This window comes from Halomarina litorea, from assembly GCF_024227715.1.
Classification (GTDB): domain Archaea; phylum Halobacteriota; class Halobacteria; order Halobacteriales; family Haloarculaceae; genus Halomarina; species Halomarina litorea.
In genome coordinates this window covers 3,066,748-3,084,907 of the sequence record NZ_CP100448.1, presented here as the reverse complement: position 1 = coordinate 3,084,907, position 18,160 = coordinate 3,066,748, and the positions used below count along the sequence as shown (strand labels likewise).

19 protein-coding genes, 1 tRNA gene and 1 pseudogene are annotated in these 18,160 nt (G+C 68.1%); 11 read left to right on the top strand and 10 right to left on the bottom strand.

The features are described 5' to 3' along the window. Positions 1-119 precede the first annotated feature (119 nt). From NKG96_RS16940 to htpX, 6 genes are all read left to right on the top strand, one after another. Positions 120-1,955, top strand: a complete 1,836-nt coding sequence (locus NKG96_RS16940; protein ID WP_254536345.1) for an ABC transporter substrate-binding protein — start codon at positions 120-122, stop codon at positions 1,953-1,955. Between the two features lie 15 nt (positions 1,956-1,970). Then, a complete protein-coding gene (locus NKG96_RS16935; protein ID WP_254536344.1) occupies positions 1,971-2,957 on the top strand; it encodes an ABC transporter permease in 987 nt (328 codons plus the stop codon). Further along, positions 2,957-4,147 (top strand): ABC transporter permease, encoded by a 1,191-nt coding sequence (locus NKG96_RS16930; RefSeq protein ID WP_254536343.1) that lies wholly within the window; start codon positions 2,957-2,959, stop codon positions 4,145-4,147. The genes NKG96_RS16935 and NKG96_RS16930 overlap by 1 nt, the downstream gene beginning before the upstream one ends. Further along, positions 4,144-5,214, top strand: coding sequence for an ABC transporter ATP-binding protein (locus NKG96_RS16925; protein WP_254536342.1), 1,071 nt, complete (start codon positions 4,144-4,146; stop codon positions 5,212-5,214). Before NKG96_RS16930 ends, NKG96_RS16925 begins: the two co-directional genes overlap by 4 nt. After that, positions 5,207-6,520 (top strand): ABC transporter ATP-binding protein, encoded by a 1,314-nt coding sequence (locus tag NKG96_RS16920; RefSeq protein WP_254536341.1) that lies wholly within the window; start codon positions 5,207-5,209, stop codon positions 6,518-6,520. The genes NKG96_RS16925 and NKG96_RS16920 overlap by 8 nt, the downstream gene beginning before the upstream one ends. A gap of 123 nt (positions 6,521-6,643) precedes the next feature. Continuing rightward, entirely contained in the window at positions 6,644-7,510 is an 867-nt protein-coding gene (gene htpX / locus NKG96_RS16915; protein WP_254536340.1) for a zinc metalloprotease HtpX, read from the top strand. 34 nt (positions 7,511-7,544) lie between these two features. Here the strand turns inward: htpX and NKG96_RS16910 are convergent, their stop codons facing one another. The 3 genes from NKG96_RS16910 to NKG96_RS16900 all read right to left on the bottom strand — a co-directional run bounded on the left by NKG96_RS16910 (position 7,545) and on the right by NKG96_RS16900 (position 9,032). Continuing rightward, positions 7,545-8,069 (bottom strand): DUF5813 family protein, encoded by a 525-nt coding sequence (locus NKG96_RS16910; RefSeq protein WP_254536339.1) that lies wholly within the window; start codon positions 8,067-8,069, stop codon positions 7,545-7,547. A 501-nt stretch (positions 8,070-8,570) separates the two neighbouring features. Continuing rightward, positions 8,571-8,655 (bottom strand) — tRNA-Leu (locus NKG96_RS16905). 41 nt (positions 8,656-8,696) lie between these two features. After that, positions 8,697-9,032, bottom strand: a complete 336-nt coding sequence (locus tag NKG96_RS16900; RefSeq protein ID WP_254536338.1) for a ferredoxin — start codon at positions 9,030-9,032, stop codon at positions 8,697-8,699. A 97-nt stretch (positions 9,033-9,129) separates the two neighbouring features. Here NKG96_RS16900 and NKG96_RS16895 point away from each other — a divergent pair, with 97 nt between their 5' ends. Further along, a complete protein-coding gene (locus tag NKG96_RS16895; protein ID WP_254536337.1) occupies positions 9,130-10,569 on the top strand; it encodes an MATE family efflux transporter in 1,440 nt (479 codons plus the stop codon). 30 nt (positions 10,570-10,599) lie between these two features. Here NKG96_RS16895 and NKG96_RS16890 read toward each other — a convergent pair whose 3' ends face one another. Then, positions 10,600-11,118 carry a peptidylprolyl isomerase gene (locus NKG96_RS16890; RefSeq protein ID WP_254536336.1) on the bottom strand — a complete coding sequence of 173 codons (519 nt, stop codon included), beginning with the start codon at positions 11,116-11,118 and terminating at the stop codon, positions 10,600-10,602. An 81-nt stretch (positions 11,119-11,199) separates the two neighbouring features. Then, the gene (locus NKG96_RS16885; RefSeq protein ID WP_254536335.1) at positions 11,200-11,559 is read right to left on the bottom strand and encodes a hypothetical protein; all 360 of its coding nucleotides are present in this window, start codon (positions 11,557-11,559) and stop codon (positions 11,200-11,202) included. Positions 11,560-11,648: 89 nt separating this feature from the next. Between NKG96_RS16885 and NKG96_RS16880 the strand changes: the two genes are divergently transcribed. Together NKG96_RS16880 and NKG96_RS16875 are read left to right on the top strand one after the other, a co-directional pair. After that, entirely contained in the window at positions 11,649-12,623 is a 975-nt protein-coding gene (locus tag NKG96_RS16880) for a succinylglutamate desuccinylase/aspartoacylase family protein (protein WP_254536334.1), read from the top strand. A 181-nt stretch (positions 12,624-12,804) separates the two neighbouring features. Beyond that, positions 12,805-13,050: pseudogene (locus tag NKG96_RS16875) on the top strand (winged helix-turn-helix transcriptional regulator); the annotation flags it as partial. On the opposite strand, the gene NKG96_RS16870 reads toward NKG96_RS16875, so the two are convergent. Continuing rightward, complete coding sequence (locus NKG96_RS16870; protein WP_254536333.1) at positions 12,998-14,110, bottom strand: anthranilate phosphoribosyltransferase; 1,113 nt, start codon at positions 14,108-14,110, stop codon at positions 12,998-13,000. The pseudogene NKG96_RS16875 and the gene NKG96_RS16870 overlap by 53 nt on opposite strands. A 102-nt stretch (positions 14,111-14,212) precedes the next feature. Here NKG96_RS16870 and NKG96_RS16865 point away from each other — a divergent pair, with 102 nt between their 5' ends. After that, the gene (locus NKG96_RS16865) at positions 14,213-14,749 is read left to right on the top strand and encodes a GNAT family N-acetyltransferase (protein ID WP_254536332.1); all 537 of its coding nucleotides are present in this window, start codon (positions 14,213-14,215) and stop codon (positions 14,747-14,749) included. Positions 14,750-14,753: 4 nt separating this feature from the next. Here the strand turns inward: NKG96_RS16865 and NKG96_RS16860 are convergent, their stop codons facing one another. Beyond that, entirely contained in the window at positions 14,754-15,263 is a 510-nt protein-coding gene (locus tag NKG96_RS16860) for a PH domain-containing protein (RefSeq protein WP_254536331.1), read from the bottom strand. 54 nt (positions 15,264-15,317) lie between these two features. Then, on the bottom strand, positions 15,318-16,202 hold the full coding sequence (locus tag NKG96_RS16855; RefSeq protein WP_254536330.1) for an SDR family NAD(P)-dependent oxidoreductase: 885 nt from the start codon (positions 16,200-16,202) through the stop codon (positions 15,318-15,320). A gap of 83 nt (positions 16,203-16,285) precedes the next feature. Between NKG96_RS16855 and ahbB the strand changes: the two genes are divergently transcribed. Further along, positions 16,286-17,323 carry a siroheme decarboxylase subunit beta gene (gene ahbB, locus NKG96_RS16850; protein WP_254536329.1) on the top strand — a complete coding sequence of 346 codons (1,038 nt, stop codon included), beginning with the start codon at positions 16,286-16,288 and terminating at the stop codon, positions 17,321-17,323. Between the two features lie 271 nt (positions 17,324-17,594). Here ahbB and NKG96_RS16845 read toward each other — a convergent pair whose 3' ends face one another. Further along, on the bottom strand, positions 17,595-17,855 hold the full coding sequence (locus tag NKG96_RS16845) for a DUF8006 family protein (protein ID WP_254536328.1): 261 nt from the start codon (positions 17,853-17,855) through the stop codon (positions 17,595-17,597). A gap of 40 nt (positions 17,856-17,895) precedes the next feature. Next, a complete protein-coding gene (locus NKG96_RS16840; protein WP_254536327.1) occupies positions 17,896-18,135 on the bottom strand; it encodes a DUF7996 family protein in 240 nt (79 codons plus the stop codon). Between the last annotated feature and the right edge of the window lie 25 nt (positions 18,136-18,160).

Below are 18,160 nucleotides of genomic sequence, written 5' to 3'. Positions count from 1 at the left end.
AATTTTTATCAATCGAAGGGTATATATTGTCCAATCAAATTTTGACTACAATGCCATCTGGTAACGAACCCACTGGTCGTGAGGGCGGTCGAACGAACGTCGGCTCGAGGCGCCGCAGTGTGCTCAAACTCCTCGGCGCGGGCGGTGCCGTGGCGCTCGCAGGGTGCAGCCAGCAGTCCGCCGACGGTGACGGCGACGGCGGTTCCAACGGGACGACGGCTGGGAACGGGTCGGACGGCGGGGAGCAGACGACGGAAGTCGAGATGCTCGGGAGCAAGCTGATGGACCCCGACGGCAACCAGGTGACGCTGTCGGCGGTGTACTCCACGGGCGGGAGTACCACCGAGACGACGATGCAACTCATCAAACAGGAACTCGGCAAGGTGGGCATCAACGTCGAACTGACCGGCGTGCCGTTCAACACGATGCTCTCGAAGTATGCCCAGCAGACCTACGAGGGCGGCCAGCCGACGTTCAACGCCGGCCCCCGTGACGAGGCGGTCAGCCAAGAGCAGTGGGACCTGATGGGCGGCATCGGGTTCAACTCCTACCCCCGGACGCCGACGTCTATCGCGCCGTTCTGGACGGACGTCTCCCAGACCACGCAGGCGACGGTCAACTTCTACGGTTACAAACCGACCGAACCCATCGGCCCGAAACTCGACCAGGCGTCCTCCGAGACGGACGAGGCGGCGCGTCAGGACCTCCTCTCGAACGTCTTCGGTATCCTCTCGCGCGACCAGCCCGTGAACTTCCTCACGTTCAGTACGGACCTCGAGGGGTTCCAGCAGAACGTCGGCGGCCTCAACGTCGGGCCGACGTTCGGCTTCGACTCCCAGCGCTGGCACTTCACCGGCGGTAGCGGCTCCAACCCCTCGGTGCAGGGTAGCTTCTCTACGGGGTCGGCCACCGACGCGAAGACACTCAACCCCATCCGGAACAACGACACCTCCACGGACGCCCGCATCGGCCTGACGATGGACGGGGCCTACGCGCTGAACAACGACGACGAGTTCACGCCGCGGTGGGTCCAGGAGTACGACACCTCCGACAAGCAGAACTACGAGTTCTTCCTCCGCGACGACCTGCAGTGGGGCGCGGACTACGGCCAGATGACCGCCGACGACTGGGTGTACTACATCAAGGAGGTCCATCAGGCGGAGAACAACTGGGCGGGCGACGTCAACCAGAGCGAGTGGTTCCGCAACGAGAAGCCCATCGCCGTCCAGAAGACCGGCAACCTGAGCTTCGAGATTCAATTGGAGGAGGTCGACCCGGCGTTCATCAAGAAGCCCGTCATGTGGGGGACCTACTGTATGCCCAAAGGCCTCGTCGAGAAGTACCGCGGCGACGACGACGGCGAGGGGCTCAACCAGGACCAGGAGGTCCAGACGCTCGCGTACGCCAGCGGCAACCTCGGCCCCTACAAGTTCGACCGCTGGGACCGCGAGTCCGTCTTCGTCGCCTCGCGTAACGACAGCTACTACGGCAAGAACGGTCTCTTCGAGGGCAACGTCCCGTACTTCAACCAGCGTTCCTACCAGGTGTTCAGCGAGGAGTCCACCCGCCTGTCGGCGTTCAAGACCGGCGAGATCACCCAGACGGCGCTCCCGCCGGCGAAGGCGACGGAGTACGAGAACAACGAGAGCACGAAGGTCATCAAGGTGCCAAGCGCGTTCTGTGGCATGCTCGTCTACAACCAGCGCGCCAACGGCTGGGAACCGCTGCGCGAGCAGAAGGTCCGGCAGGCGCTCACGACGGGCGTCAACAAGCAGGTCATCGTCGAGCAGATCAACCGCGGCTACGCCGAACCCGGCTTCACCCACCAGCCCGAGTACTCGGCCTGGTTCAGCGACGACAAGGTGACGCGCTTCGGCTACGGCGAGACGTACGGGACGGCGCTCGCCCAGAACATGCTCGCGGACGCACTCCCCGACGGCTACAGCTTCGAGTAATCCGGGGGCACACACATGAGCATGCGATGGTACGTCGCCCGACGGGTCGCGTGGGCAGTGCTAGCCACGTATCTCATCCTGTCGATAACGTTCGGCCTGCTCGCGGTCTCCCCCGGCAACGGGCAGACGGCGTTCGCGTTCTCCGCGGCGACGTCGGGCGGTGACGTCGAGGAAGCACAGGAGACGTTCAAGAAGATCACCGGACGTGACAAGCCGGTGCTGGAGCGCTATCAGGACTACATGGTGAACATGGCGACGCTCAACTGGGGGTGGTCGTTCACCCGGAACCAGCCGGTGATGGACGCCATCGCGGAGGCGTACCCCTACTCGTTGATGTACTTCTTACCGGCGACGGTCATCTCGCTGATACTGGGGTACGGCATCGGGTTGTACTCCGCGACCCACCAGTACACCAAGACGGACTACTTCGGGACGTTCGTCGCCTTCTTCGGCATCAGCATCCCGAACTTCTGGTTCGGCATCATGCTGATACTGATATTCGGGGTGACGCTGGGGTGGTTGCCCACGTTCTTCCAGACGCAGGCGATACTGGACCACGGGGTGTTCTCGGTGGCGAACGCGAAGCAACTCGTCATGCCCGTCGTCGTCCTGTCGACGGCGGCGATGGCGGCGAACATGCGCTACTCGCGCGCCGAGGCGCTGGAGTACGTCCACGCGGAGTTCGTCAAGACCGCTCGCGCGAAGGGCGCGAGCGACTGGCGGGTGCTGTTGAGACACATCTTTCGCCCGGCGCTGGTCCCGTTGATGACCATCCTCATCGGTGACATCCTCGCGGTGCTGTTCGCGGGGGCGTACATCACCGAGGTGGTCTTCCAGATCCCCGGCCTCGGGCAGTTGAGCTACAAGGCCATCATCCAGCAGGACACGCCGCTCGTGCTGGCGACGACGCTCATCCCAGTGTTCCTCGTCATCATCGGCAACCTCCTGCAGGACATCGCCTACACCGTGCTCGACCCGAGAATCGACTACGAGGGGCGATAATGGCGACCGAAGACCGCTTCGAGGACGTCGACTGGGACGCCATCGGCGGCGCCGGCGTCTCCCGACGCGAACTCGCCTTCCTCGGGACCCTGCTGGGTCTCGCCGGCCTCGCCGTCTACGACTACGTCGTCATCGCCAACCAGTTCACGACGATACCGGCACTCGTCCTCCCCGGCGTGGGGACGGTGTTCGGCGGCTACGACGTCAGCGCCGTCGACTGGCTGTCGATGCTGACGCTCGTCGTCGGGTTCTACTTCGTGGTCCTGCCGCTGTACGACAACCCGCGACTGACGAAGTACTACTGGCGGCGGTTCCGGCGCAACCGGGTCGCGGTGCTCAGTTCCGTCTACCTCGCCGTCATCTTCGTCGTCGGGACGTTCGGCCCGGCCATCGCCGGGAACCCCGAACTGAACATCATCGCCCAGTACCAGCCCCCGGTCTACACGTCCGTCTCGATGGACGTCCCCCTCGACTGCGTCGGGGAGATCGCCAGCGGGCGCTGTTACGGGTCGTGGGAGTACCCGCTGGGGACGACCAGCGAGGGACAGGGCATCCTGAAGCTCATCATCCTCGGGATGCGCGTGAGCATGCAGGTCGGTCTCATCACGATGTTCATCGTCATCACCGTCGGCAGTCTGGTCGGCACGACGGCCGCCTACTTCGGCGGCTGGGTCGACGAACTGCTGATGCGCTACGTGGACATCCAGGCCACCTTCCCCGCGTTCTTCCTGTTCCTCATCCTCGCGTACCTGTTCACGCCGAGTCTCTTCCTCCTCATCGTGTTGTTCGGCTTCTTCGGGTGGGAGGGGGTCGGCAGACTGGTTCGCTCGGAGGCGCTCCAGCGCAGCGAGGAGGAGTACATCCGCGCGGCGGAGAACGCCGGCGCGAGCGACGGATGGATAATCCGTCGCCATCTCCTGCCGAACGTGTCGAGTACCGTCATCACTGCCGCGACCCTGCTCATCCCGTCGTTCATCCTCGTGGAGGCGGCGTTCGCCTTCCTCGGACTGACCGACCCGAGCATCCCGTCGTGGGGCCGGACCATCACCGGCGGGAAGGACGACCTCTCGGCGGCGTGGTGGATCGCGACGATACCGGGAATCTTCCTGTTCTTCACCGTCCTGTCGTTCAACTTCGTGGGTGACGCGCTCAGGGACGCACTCGACCCGCGCTCGGAGGGTGAGACATGAGCGGTTCGAGCGAACCGTTGCTCTCGGTCCGCGACCTGCACGTCCACTTCGACACCGACGAGGGGGTCGTCCGCGCCGTCGACGGCGTCAGCTTCGACGTCGAACGCGGCGAGACGGTCTGCGTCGTCGGCGAGTCGGGGTCGGGCAAGACGGTCACCTGCGAGTCCATCACCCAGTTGATTCCCATGCCGCCGGGCCGTATCGCCGGCGGCGAGGTGCTGTTCGACGGGATGAACCTCGCGGAGTTCTCCGAGAAGGAACTGCGCTCGGTGCGGGGCGACCGCATCGCCCACGTCTTCCAGAACCCGCAGGGGGCGCTCAACCCCGTCTACACCGTCGGGACGCAGATAATCGAGGCCATCAGACTCCACCGGGACGTCTCGAAGGCCGAGGCCCGCGCCCGTTCCGTCGACCTGCTGGACCGCGTCGGCATCCCCGACGCGGCCGCCCGGGTCGACGACTACCCCCACGAGTTCTCCGGGGGGATGAAACAGCGCGTCGTCATCGCGATGGCGCTCGCCTCGGACCCGGACCTGCTCATCGCCGACGAGCCGACGACGGCGCTGGACGTGACCATCCAGGCCCAGATACTGCGCCTGCTAAACGACCTGCAGGCGGAGTACGACATGAGCATCGTCTTCGTCACCCACGACCTCGGCGTCGTCGCCGAGATCGCCGACCGCGTCGTCGTCATGTACGCGGGCAAGGTGATGGAACGCGGCGGCGTCTTCGACGTCTTCGAGGACCCCGCCCACCCCTACACGCAGGGCCTGCTCGACTGTCTCCCCGGCACCGGTGGTATGATGAACGCCATCCAGGGCAGTCTGCCGGACCTCACAGACCCGCCCGACGGCTGTCGGTTCAACCCGCGGTGTCCCCACGCCGTCGAGGACTGCCGGACGGGCGAGCAACCCGCCCACGAGACGGTCGCGGACGACCACGACGTCTCGTGTGTCTACTACCGCGCGGGCTACGACGAGTCCGTGGTCCGCCGGACGGACGGCAGGGGCGACTCCGAGTCGGAGTCGGGGGCCGCCCGCACCGACGGGGGTGGCCGCGATGAGTGACGCGAACCGACCGCTGCTGTCGGTCCGCGGCCTCACCAAACACTACCCCATCACGCAGGGTGTCCTCCAGCGAGAGGTCGGTCGCGTGCGCGCCGTCGACGGCATCGACTTCGACGTGCACCCCGGCGAGACGGTCGGCATCGTCGGGGAGTCCGGCTGTGGGAAGTCCACGGCCGCCACCTCCCTGTTGCGCGTCGAGGAGCCGACCGCCGGCGAAATCCTGTTCGACGGCGAGGACATCACCGACTTCGACAGGACGGAGTTGAAGGCCTTCCGCCGGCGCGCCCAGATGGTCTTCCAGGACCCCACGTCGAGTTTCGACCCGCGGATGAGCATCGGCGACTCCGTCGCCGAACCGCTCCAGATCCACGGGATGCGCGACCGCAAACGCCGCCGTCGTATCGTCGAGAACCTCCTCGAACGCGTCGGTCTCTCGGCGGACGACTACGACCGCTACCCACACGAGTTCTCGGGCGGACAGAAACAGCGCATCGGTCTCGCCCGGGCGCTCGTCCTCAACCCGGACCTCATCGTGGCGGACGAACCCGTCTCGGCGCTGGACGTGAGCGTGCAGGCGGCCATCCTCGAACTCATCAACGACCTGCAGGCGGAGTTCGGGCTGGCTATCCTGCTCATCAGCCACGACATGGGCGTGGTGCGGGAGATCTGCGACCGCGTCGCGGTGATGTATCTCGGGGAGATCGTCGAGATCGGCCCGACCGAGGAACTGTTCGGGAACCCCCAGCACCCCTACACACGGGCGCTGATGTCCTCGATTCCCTCGGCGGACCCCCGCAAGCGCGGGCAGGCCATCGAACTGACCGGGACCGTCCCGAGTCCGTCGAACCCGCCCTCCGGGTGCCGGTTCCACACTCGCTGTCCCGAAGTCATCCCCCCCGAGGGGTACGACTTCGAGCAATCTGAGTGGCGACACGTGATGAACCTCAGACACCGCGTCCAGACCGACGACCTCGACGTGGACACCGTGCGCGCGTTCCTCGTCGAGGAGGGCGACTACGACTCGGCGAGCGAGGTGGACGCGGCGGCGCTCCGGCGCGAGATTCGCCGCGAGTTCGACCTCCCCGAGTCGCTGTCGGACCCGGAGGCCGAGGCGGTCCTCTCGGACGCCCTCGATCGCGTCGCCGAGGGCGACCTGAAGACGGCCGCCGAGCGACTCCGCGAGGCGTTCCCGACGGTCTGCGAGGAGGACCACCCCGAACTGGAGGCGACGGGGGCGGGCCACCCCGCGGCCTGTCACCTCCACGGCGAACAGACCGCGTCGGTCAGGTCCCTCGCGGACGACTAGCGGAGGGACCCGCCGTCGCGGCAGCGAGCCTCGGGCGAGTCGGGCCGGTTGCCGCGTGTCCTCGTGCGAGGAAGTGACGGACAGGACGGTGACGTTTAACCGCTCGACGCCGTATTGGGGTCCATGCAGTGGAAACCGGACTGGGGACTGCGTGGGCGCATGGCGCTCACGATGTTCCTGTTGTTCGCCCTCTACCTGGTCTTCGTGGTGGTGATAGCGCAGACGAATCTCGTCGGCTATCTCGTGTTGATGGTGCCGTTCCTCGTCGCGCAGTTCTTCTTCAGCGACAGACTCGCGCTCTACTCGATGGGGGCCCGCGAGGTGAGCGAGGAGGAGTACCCCGAACTCCACGCGATGGTCTCGCGACTGAGCCAGCAGGCCGACCTCCCCAAACCGAAGGTGACCGTGGCCGACAGCCGCGTCCCCAACGCCTTCGCGACGGGTCGCTCCCAGAAGAAGTCCGCCGTCTGCGTGACGACGGGCATCATGCGCACGCTGAACCAGGAGGAACTGGAGGGCGTCATGGCTCACGAACTCGCGCACATCAAGAACCGCGACGTGGCGGTCATGACCGTCGCGTCGTTCCTCTCGACCATCGCGTTCATGATCGTCCGCTGGGGTGCGTTCTTCGGTGGGGGCCGCGATCGGAACAACGGTGGCGTCATCGTCGCCATCGTCGCGTCGCTGGCCGTCTGGATCGTCTCGTTCGTCCTCATCCGGACGCTCTCACGCTACCGCGAGTTCGCCGCCGACCGTGGCGGGGCCGTCATCACCGGGAAACCGAGCGCGCTCGCCAGTGCGCTCCTCAAGATCGACGGCACGATGGACAGCGTCCCAAAAGAGGACCTGCGCGAGCAGTCGGAGATGAACGCGTTCTTCATCATCCCCATCCGCAGCGGGTTCATCGGACGGCTGTTCAGCACCCACCCCACCACCGAGAAGCGCGTCGAGCGACTCCGCGCGCTCGAACGCGAACTCGAGACGGCCTGAGCGTTCTCCCTTTCCCGTCTCACTCTTTCCCGTCTCAGAGCGGCATCGGGCCGCCGCCCTCCTTCCCGTCGCCCTGGGTCGCCTCGTCCAGCAGGTCCGCGACCGGCGGTCGGTAGGTGAACCCCGGGACGACGCCCTCCATGTACGTCCCCTCGACGTACTCGGCCATCGCCTTCGCCACGGCGGGCGCGCGGTCCGCGTCGCCCATCGTGAAGACGTACTCGACGACCACCTCCTCGCCCTCCGTGCGGACGGCGTGGTCGTCGAGGGTCACGCGCTCCCGGACGGCACCGGGTGCGTCCGCGCTCCGGAGTTCGAGCGTGTCGAGCCACCCCTCCTGTAAGTTCGGGCCGACGTCCTCCTCGACGGCGGCGTCGAGCGTCGGCGCCCGGACCGTCACGGTGTAGCGGAGCGCCCACTCTGTGTCTGACTCCGCCGCGGTCACGCGCCCGTCGAAGTCGGTCGTCTCCAGTCGGTACGCGCCGTCGTCCGCGTCCTCCGAGAACGCGTCGTGAGCCTCGAACGCGCGGCGTGCCGCGTCGGGCACCTCGTCAGTCATCGAACGGGGGTTGGGCCGAGAGGCGGAAAAGCACACCGTGTCGCGGGACGGCGCATTCGCTTTCGGTAGTAGCGCCGGGGGCGGCCTGGCAAAGCCGCCCGAGGAACGACCCACCGTGGCTTGGCAAAGCCCGGTCGTTGGCACACGAGTGGTCAGTGGGTCGGTATTCTTACGCACTCGGGGAAGGTGGATAAACCTCTCCCCCAAAGGATTAGGGAATTGGAATTCTGACATCTATGGCGGGCGAGGTGCGCTCCAATCGCCCGGTCAGAGGATGTGGAGGGATTCGAACTCGACTCGGACGTGCTCGTTTCACTGCGCGCGTCCTTGCTAGTTCGAAGCCCTCTCGTTTCACTGCCGTCGCTCACGTCCTTCGCGACAGGCAGTGCGGGAGGAGGGATTCGAACCTCGTCCGAGAACCTGCGCTTCGCGCAGAACCTCGGCCTGATTCGGAACCCCTCGTTCTCGCACTACGGGCCTCGCGTTCGCTCGGCCCGAGGATGCGGGAGGAGGGATTCGAACCCACGAACACCTGAGTGAGCGGATCTTAAGTCCGCCGCCTTTGTCCAGACTCGGCCACTCCCGCGCAGAGAGTACTCCGCGAGCGAACGGAAAATCCGTTGTGGTCTACCAGTCGACGCTCAGCGTCCCGTCGCCGTGCGGGTCGGGCGAGACTTCCTCGTTCGTCCGGCGGTCCACGACGTGGATGACGCCGCGGTCTTTCTTCGCGGGACACACCTCTGCGGCGCGGACGTTGTGGTCGAGTTCCGACTCGTCGAAGAAGTACGTCAGGGGCTTGGCGATGCCGCTCCCGAGGTCCATCTCCCAGTTCGCGGACACCTCAGCACACCGCCCGGCGGCGATGCACTTGTTGGCCTCGAAGATGATCTTGTAGGGTTTCTCGGACACCGGCGGGGCGTCTGCCTCCCCGATGGTGCTCGGGTCGATTGGCTCGTCGGCCATCGACGGGGGTTCGCGGCGGGCGGGTTTGGCGCTGTCGGTCCCACGCCCGGATGACGGTATCTCAACCGGTTTATCCGACCCGGACGGAGGGCCGATCGTGCCCTCCCGCTACAACCCGGTCCGGTCGGTCATCCTGCTCGTCGGGGCGGCACTCGCCCAACTCGGTCTCGTGGACCGGCGGAGCGTGGTGCGCGCCACCGACCTCTCGTGGCCCCGCATCGTCACCGGTATCGCCCGGATGTCGAAGTCGGCGGCGGACGTGGCGATGGTCGGCCTCGCCCTCGGACCGGCGGCCATCGCGGGCGTCGGGTTCGCCACGCCGTTCTGGGGCCTGGCGTTCACGCTCGGCGGGGGCGTCGCCGGCGGCACTATCAGCATGGTGTCGCGCTTCTACGGCGCGGGAGCCGAGGAGGAACTCGAACGGACGGTGAAGACGAGCGTCCTCGCCTCGCTGGTCGTCGTCGTCCCCGTCGCCGTCCTCTGCTGGGCGTTCCCCCGCGCCCTCGTCGGCCTCCTCGACTCGGGGCCGGCGCTCGACTACGGCGCGCGCTACCTCGGTGCCGTCGCCGTGGGGATGCCCTTCGCCGCCCTCAATCTCATCGCCAGTCGCACCCTCGTCGGCGCGGACGACGCGTGGACGCCGATGGTCCTGCGGACGGGCGGCGCGGTGGTCAACGTCGTCGTCAACGCCGTCCTCCTGTTCGGTCTCGGGACGGGCGTCGAGGGGGCGGCCGCCGGAACCGTCGTCGGTAACGTCGTCGTCACGGGGGCGTTCGCCGTCGGCCTGATTCGGGGCCGGCTTCCGGGAGTCGGCGCGTTCCCGGTGCGCGTCTCCCCGGCCGGTCCTGCCGTGGACCGGGCGACGCTCGCAGAACTGACGGACGTCGGGACGCCCCTCCTCTTGCGCAACCTCGCCGGTCGGGGGGCGGACTTCCCGAAACTCGCCATCGTCGGGCTGTTCGGCCCGAACGTCGCCGCGGCGTTCGTCGTCGCCCTCCGGGTCCGCGACCTACTGGACACGCCGAACTGGGGGTTCAGCCTCGCATCCAGCACCCTCGTCGGACAGGCGCTCGGTCGGGGGGAGGAACGCGAGGCCGCCGCGTGGGGCCGCGACGTCCTCCGGTTCACCGTCGCTGTCTACGCCGTCCTCGCCGCGAGCGTCCTCGTCTTCGCCGAACAGGTGTCGCGCCTGTTCGTCGACGACCCGGCCATCCTCCCGCTGGTGACGGCGTTCGTCGTCGTCACCTGCGTCAGCGTCGTCTTCCGGGGCGTCGACGGGGGCTGTGTCGGCCCCCTCCGCGCCAGCGGCGACACCCGATGGCCGCTGTACGCGCAACTGGCCGGGATGTACCTGTTTGCCGTCCCCCTCGCCTATCTCGGCGCGGTGACGCCACTCGGGGTCTGGGGACTGTACGTCGCGCTCGTCGCCGAGGCGTTCGTCCCCGCCGCCATCACCTACTACCGCTTCCGCTCGGGGACGTGGATGGCCATCGGTCGCGCCTACCGAGGCGAGTCGGGCGTGAAGAGCGGGTCGTGAATGGGCGAGCGTCGAAGTCGAAGTCGGTGCTTACCGGTAGACGGTGACCGATTCGAGGACGACGTCCTCGGTGGGTCGGTCGTTGCCGTCGGTCTCGACGTTGCCGATCTCCTCGACGACGTCCATCCCGTCGGTGACCTCCCCGAAGACGGAGTGGCGGCCGTCGAGGTGTGGCTGTGCGCCGAGCGTGATGAAGAACTGGCTGCCGTTCGTGTTCGGGCCGGAGTTCGCCATCGAGAGGACGCCGGGGCCGTCGTGGCCGAGGTCGTCGTGGAACTCGTCGTCGAACTGGTAGCCGGGGCCGCCGCGCCCGGTGCCGGTCGGGTCCCCGCCCTGAATCATGAAGCCCTCGATGACGCGGTGGAAGAGCACGTCGTCGTAGAGCGGGTCGGTCCGCGTCTCGCCCGTCTCGGGGTCTTCCCACTCCTGGGAGCCGGTGGCGAGACCGAGGAAGTTCTCGACGGTCCGCGGGGCACGCTCGGCGAACAGTTCGACCGTGATGTCGCCGTGGTTCGTGTGGAGTACGGCGGTGGGGTTGTCGTCGCTCATCGGTTCGTGGAGGGACAGCCGACAAAAAAGCGTGCCGGTCGCGCGAGCGCTCTGAGGTCCGAAGCGCCGGTCGACGCGCCCTCAGACGCCGGGGACGCCCGTCACGTCCGCCGGGACGAGTCCGACGAAGGCGAGGATGAACACGACCACGAGCGTCGCCAGCCACGCGACGAGGGCGATACCGATGGCGCTCCCCCACCCGCCGGGGTAGCGCCGGTTGATGACCCAGATGTAGGCCACGAGCGCGAGGATGGGACCGAGGAACGGAACCCACCCGAGGAGCCACCAGACGAGCGACCCGATGAGCGCCGTCACGATGGCGTACGTGTAGTCTTCGACCTTGGCGATGAGACTCGCGCCGATGTAGATGCCGAGCGCCCCGACGAGCAGGCTCACGAGGAACCCGACGATGGACGCCGCGATGCCAGTGAAGGTTGCCATGGCCCGATGGACGACCGGACGGGGGATAAGTAGCCGCCCGTTACACGCCGGCCCGTACCTACAAGCCTGCGAACGCCCAGATTCCCGGTATGGCCCACCACACCGCGAGGCGGGTGACGCTCGCTCGCCTCCCCTCGGGCGTCGCCGTCGAGACGACGATCCACACCTACACGGGCGAGGCAGGGGACGACGACGGCCCGACGCTGTACGTCCAGGCCGCCCAGCACGGCCGCGAGATAAACGGGACCGAGGTGCTCCGGCGACTCCACGCCCACCTCCTCTCGGCCGACCTGTCGGGTCGCGTCGTCGCCGTCCCCGTCGCGGACCCCCTCACCTTCGACCGCGTCTCCTACACCACGCCCGAGCAACTGGACGCCGTCCACTCCAACATGAACCGCGTCTGGCCCGGCGACCCGGACGGAACGCTCCACGAGCGCATGGCCGCCACTCTCTGGGAGTACGCGAAGGAGGCCGACGCCGTCGTGGACCTCCACACCGGCGCGCCGGACATGCTCACCCACGTCGTCTTCCGCGAGGGCCACGACGCCTCTCGCGCGCTGGCGGAGGCGTTCGGGACGGACCTCCTCCTCGGCGAACCCGCCGGCGAGGAGGCCGACGTCGAGTGGGCCGACCGTGGCTTCGACGGCAAGTTCCGCGTCGCCGCCAGCGAGGCAGGTATCCCCGCCATCACCCCCGAACTCGCGCACAACAAGCAACTGGTCGAACCCGCGATTCGGGCGGGCTGTGCAGGGCTTCGGGGCGTCCTGCGGGAACTCGGCCTGTTCGCCGGCGACCCGGACGCCCCCGGCGACCGGGTGCTCGCCCGGAACCACCTCGGGCGCGTCCCGGCGACGGACTCGGGGCTGTACTGTCCGGCCCCCGGCGCGGCGGTCGGCCAGCGGGTGGAGGAGGGCGACCCGCTCGGCACCGTCTACGATCCGACGACCTACGAGGCGCTACAGGACGTGCGTGCGGACCGCGACGGCCTGCTATACGCCCTCACCCGGGAGGCGACGGTGACGGCGGGGCAGGCGCTGGCGAACGTGGCGATACTCAGGGAGTAGTGCGGTTCGGAGCGAGTCGCGGTGCGACGAGTGAGAACCGCGAGATGACGCACGGCGAAGCCGCGAACCCACGACGACCGCCGAATCGCTTCACTCGCGTCTTCCGAACCGCCCTGCTCGCGGCTCCCTTCGGCCACCGCTCGCGTCTCGGAGCTTCTCGGAACTCGGCGTCGAGGGCCTCTCGAACAAGGTACGCTCGGAGACGCTCGACGGCCTGCAGGAGGCGGGCCTCGTCGACCGCGAGGTTCGCTCGGAGAAACCCGTCCGCGCCGTCTACTCGCTGACCGAGGCGGGTCGGTCGCTCGACCCCGCCATCGACGCACTCGGGCGTGGGGTGAACGCCACCCCGAGGGCGTCTGAGACTTCGAGTCGCCTCAGAAGTCGCGCAGGGCGGCCAGTCGCTCGGCGGCGCTCCCGTCCTCGATGACTGCGCGAGCGGTCTCCAGTCCCTCCTCCAGCGAATCGCAGTCGTCGCGGGCGAAGATGCGGAACGCGCCGTTCAGCGCGATGGCGTCGGCGAACTCGTCGTCGCGTTCGCCCGCCAGCACTTCCTCGGTGATGCGCGCGGAGTCGGCGGCGACGTCCTCCACGGCGAGGTCCTCGTTCTCGAAGTCCATGCCGTAGTCGGGCGTCTCGATGGTGAAGTCCTCCATCTCGCCGTCATCACCGGAACGGTCTCCGTTCCGGTTAGCTCCCGAGTCGCGCCGCGACTCGGGAATCTCACCGACGGCGACGGTGGTCGACCCGGGGCGGATGTCGTCGTACCCCTCCATCCCCTGAAACATGACGACGCGGCCCACGTCGGAGCGTTCGCTCGCCTCGAACGTGTCGATGATGCGTTTCGCGTAGGGGAGGTGGTAGAAACTGCCGAGGTGGACGTCCGCCTCGGCGGGGTTCGCGAGCGTCTCGATGGTGTTGACGAACGTGCGCACACCCATCTGGTCGCGGCGACCCTCGATGCCCGCCACGCCGGGGTTGAAGTTGGGCTGGTAGTAGAAACCGAAGCCGACCTCGTCGGTCATCTCCGCCGACTCCTCGGGTGCGAGGTCCGTCTCGACGCCGAGTTCGTCCAGCACGTGCTTGTAGGCGTCCTGTTTCTGCGTGGGGACGCGGTCGCCCGAGTGGGCGACGACGGGCGTGCCCGCGGCGGCGGCGACGAGACCCGCTCCGACGCCGAGGATGGCCGTCCGACCTTTGCCGTCGTAGTTCGCCCCGCAGTCGACGGGGTCGCAGTCGGGCGCGGCGAACTCGACCGACTCCTCGGCCATCACGTCGACGTACGCGCCCAGTTCCTCGGGTGTGTTGCGCTTCCAGCGGTTGGCCAGCCAGAACGCGCCGAGGGTGGTGGGGTCCGGTTCGTCGCCGAGGATGCGGGCGAACGCCTCGCGGGCCTGTTCGCGCGTCATGTCGTCGGCGGACTTGTGGCCCGACCCCACGACGTCGGTCATGAGGCGCTTCAGCGGCCACTCGCCGAATTCGTCGCTCATGGTCGAACTGCGGGCGGAACGCCCGAAAGCGTTGCGTTCGGTCGCTGCGCAGGCCGCCGGCCGGGCCACAACCGACTTGCCCCCTGACGGCCTCTCCCCACCGTGAACCTCCTGCCGCTGGTTCCCGACACGCCGGCGTTCGACCGCGCGGTGGACTGCTACTGGGGGGTCTTCGGCAGGTCGCCACACGGGCGGCCCGACCGGGCGACGGCCGAGACGATGTTCCGGCGACACGCGCAGTTCCCCGGCTACCGGGGGCTGGTGGCCGCGACCGGGGGGTCGGTCGCGTCGCCGGGGACGGTCCTCGGGTACGCCTACGGCTACGAGTCGCGCCCGGGCCAGTACTACCGCGGGGAACTCGCCGCGGCGCTCCCCGACGCGCGGGCCGACCGCTGGCTCGCCGACTGTTTCGAGTTCGTCGAACTCGGGGTGGTCGCCCACGCCCGCAGGCAGGGCGTGGGCGGTGCCCTGCACGACGCCCTCCTCGCGGACCGGCCGCAGTCGACGAGCGTACTCACGACCGGCGTGGACAACGGTGGTGCGCGGGCGCTCTACGCCGACCGAGGGTGGGTGACGCTCCACGAACCGTTCTCGGTGCAGGACGGCCCGGAGATGGTCGTCCTCGGCCTCGACCTCTAGGGACTCAGTTCGCCCGCGGGGTCGTCCGGTCGAGTTGACGGGTGAGCAGGCTGCTCACCTTCTGTGGGTTCGCGACGCTCTCGAAGGTTATCTCGGTGCCGCCGGTGCCGGCGGTGTCGACGTTGACGTCGCCGTACGAGAGCAGGCGCTGGCCGAGCGACTGGGAGAAGGAGGTGTTCTGCACCCGGTCGAGGCGGAGGCTGGTGACGTCCCGAGAGAACAGCCCCGTCTTCTTGTACACCTCGTTGGTGGTGACGACGTAGCGCGTCGCGGTGTGGCGGACGTACGCGACGCCCATCAGGAGGACCCCGAGGGGGACGAGCAGGTAGACGACCCACCGGAACGCGAGGTCCTGCGGGAGCAGGATGTAGAGGACGAACCCGCCGAGGGCGACGAGGAAGCCCGCGACGAGCGACGACAGGATGGGGTAGATGCTCGGTTGCCCGGACCAGACCACCTCCTCGCCGTCGGTCAGCGTGACCCAGTCGGGGACGTTCTGGGGGGGTGCGCTCATGTCCGGGGGTACGGCGCGAGGGGTTTTCGCTCTACCCCTCCGGTGGTGGGCGCGTCAGGGCCAGTCGGGGTCGACGCCGAGCAGAGCCGCGCTCACCTCCCACAGCCCCCGCCGCAGGGCGGGGTCGTCGGCCCTGTCGTCGTAGTCGCCGCGCTCGGTCCGTACGAAGTATTCCCCCGACACGTCGGCCACGTCGGGCGAGGCGGCGAGGTACGCGAGGCCCGCGCCGCCGTCCGCGACGGAGGTGCCCGCGAACGGGAGGCGCCTCGCGAGACCGACGCCGACCCGCACCGGGAGCGAGACGTCGCGGTAGAGGCCGCTGCCGGGGACGAACCCGGGGTGGTAGGCGTTCGCGGTAACACCGTCGGGCAGGCGGGCCGCGAGTTCGGTCGTGAAGACCACGTTCGCGAGTTTCGACCGCGCGTAGGCGTCGAGAGCGTCGTACCCGCCATCGAGGGCGGGGTCGTCCAGTTCGAGGTCGCCGCGGAACTGGACCCCGGAGGAGGTGGTGACGACGCGGGCGGGGGCGCTCTCGGTCAGGCGGTCCAGCAGTTCGCGGGTCAGCAGGTACGGCGCGAGGTGGTTCACCGCGAGCACCTTCTCGACACGACCGCCCGGGTAATCGAGGACCTCGCGCTTCGGGAGCGAGAGGGCGGCGTTGTTCACCAGTACGTCCAGTCGGTCGTAGCGCGATTCGACCTCGCGTGCGAGGCCCCGGACCGCCTCCGGGTCGGCGAGGTCCGTCCGGACGAAGATCCCGTCGCCACCGCGAGCACGCACCTCGTGAAGCGTCTCGCGCCCCCGTTCGCGATCCCGGCCCACGAGGACGAGTTCGGCCCCTCGTTCCGCGAGTCGTTCGGCGGCGACGCGCCCGATTCCGCTCGTCGCGCCCGTCAGCAGGACCACCCGGTCGCTCATGTCGGCGAGTGCCGTGTCCATACGCCACCGAGGGGCGGCGTGCCGATAGGCGTTCCCGGCCGGGAACCGATAGCCTGTAAGTTCCGTGGCCCCAACGGGGGACGATGAGCGCACTGGCGGACGACTGGCGGTCGGACCTCGACGACGTGGACGCCGCCCTCATCGACGAGTACCAGAGCGACTTCCCCGTCGAACCGCGCCCCTTCCGGCGGGTCGGCGCGGCACTCGGCGTGAGCGAGGCCGAGGCGCTGGCCCGCGTCGAACGCCTCCGCGACCGGGGCGTCTTCCGGCGCTTCGGGGCCGTCCTCAACCCGCCGGTCATCGGGAGTTCGACGCTCGCGGCCGTCCAGGCCCCCGAAGCGCGCTTCGACGAGGTGGCCGAGGTCATCAACGGCTACCGGCAGGTCAACCACAACTACCGCCGGGACCACCCGTGGAACATGTGGTTCGTCGTCACCGCCGGGTCCCGTGCGACGCGCGACCGCATCCTCGCAGAAATCGAGGAGCGCACGGGATGCGAGGTGCTGAACCTCCCGATGCTGACGGACTACTACATCGACCTCGAGTTCCCCGTCGTCAACGACGACCGCTTCGCGCGGGAATCGCTGGTGGAGACCACCGTCAGCGCCACCCGCATCAGCGAGGAGGCCACCGCCGACCTCTCGGCGCTGGACCGTCGCCTCCTGCTGGAGATTCAGGCGGGGTTCCCCCTCTCGCTGACGCCGTACGCGGACGTGGCCGCCGCCATCGACGCCACTACCGAGGAGGTGGTCGAAGCAATCCTGCGGCTGACGGATGCGGGGTGTGTCAAGCGCGTCGGCTGTGTCGTCAACCACGTCGTGACGGGCTTCGACGCCAACTGCATGGTCGTCTGGGACGTCCCAGACGACGAACTCGACACGCGCGGCGAGGCAGTCGGTAGTCTTCCCTACGTCACGCTCTGTTACCATCGCCCGCGCCGCCCCGACCAGGACTGGCCGTACAACCTGTTCACGATGATTCACGGCCGCGACCCGGAGGCGGTCGACGAGAAGATAGACGAACTCGCGGGCGAACATCTCCCCTTCACCCACGAGCGCCTCTACTCGACGGCGACGCTGAAACAGACGGGCGCACAGTACGAGGAACTGGTCGAGGAGTAATCGGAAGCGTCCACACGAGCGACCGACGGGAGCGAGTGCGGTTCTCAGGCGCGAGTGAAACGAGCGCCTGTTTGTTCGTCCTCTCAGAACCGCTTCGCGGTTCTGGGAGCCTGCGAGACGCGGAGCGTCTCACAATGCAGGGTTTTCGAGGAAGGCGAGACGGCGGAGCCGTCTCGCTTCCCCACGGGCGACTCACGGGTCGCCCGTGGAGAGTGGTGCTGTAGCGGCAGCTTCGGGGCCGCGAGGACGTTCGACGAAGAAAACGGTGCGGTTACTCGCCGACGACGATGATCATCGGCCCGACGAAGACGAGGGCGATGCCGACGGCCCGCCAGAGGAACTCCCCGCCCATCAATGACAGCGGCGTCAGGATGAACAGGAGGCCGAAGGCGATGATGTGGAGTCCGACGATGGTCTTGCTCTTGAGCGGCAGGGTCCCCAGCAACCCCACGAAGAACAGCGCGAGGAACACCTGCCCCATGTGGTACTGCTGGAGGAATGAGTCGATGACCTGCAGGGGAAGCGCGAACATCCTTGTCCCTACTCGTCGCGGTTCGACTTTCAACCTTCCGTTACTCCGCGCCGAGGTCGAGGGGGCGCAGGAGGACGTACCAGAGGGCCGCGATGGTCGTCACGAACCCCGTGACGAACACGACGGTGCCGACGCCGGGCGCGCCCAGTTGCGTCAGGAAGTTGAGCGCCAGCCCCGAGGTGACGATGCCGACGGCTGCGATGGCGGCACCGGTCCGTGCCTTCCCGGAGAGGACGCCCCCGTCCTCGTGGTCCGCCCGTTCGGTGTCCGTCTCGGCCATGGCCACGCTACGTGGTCGAACGCCC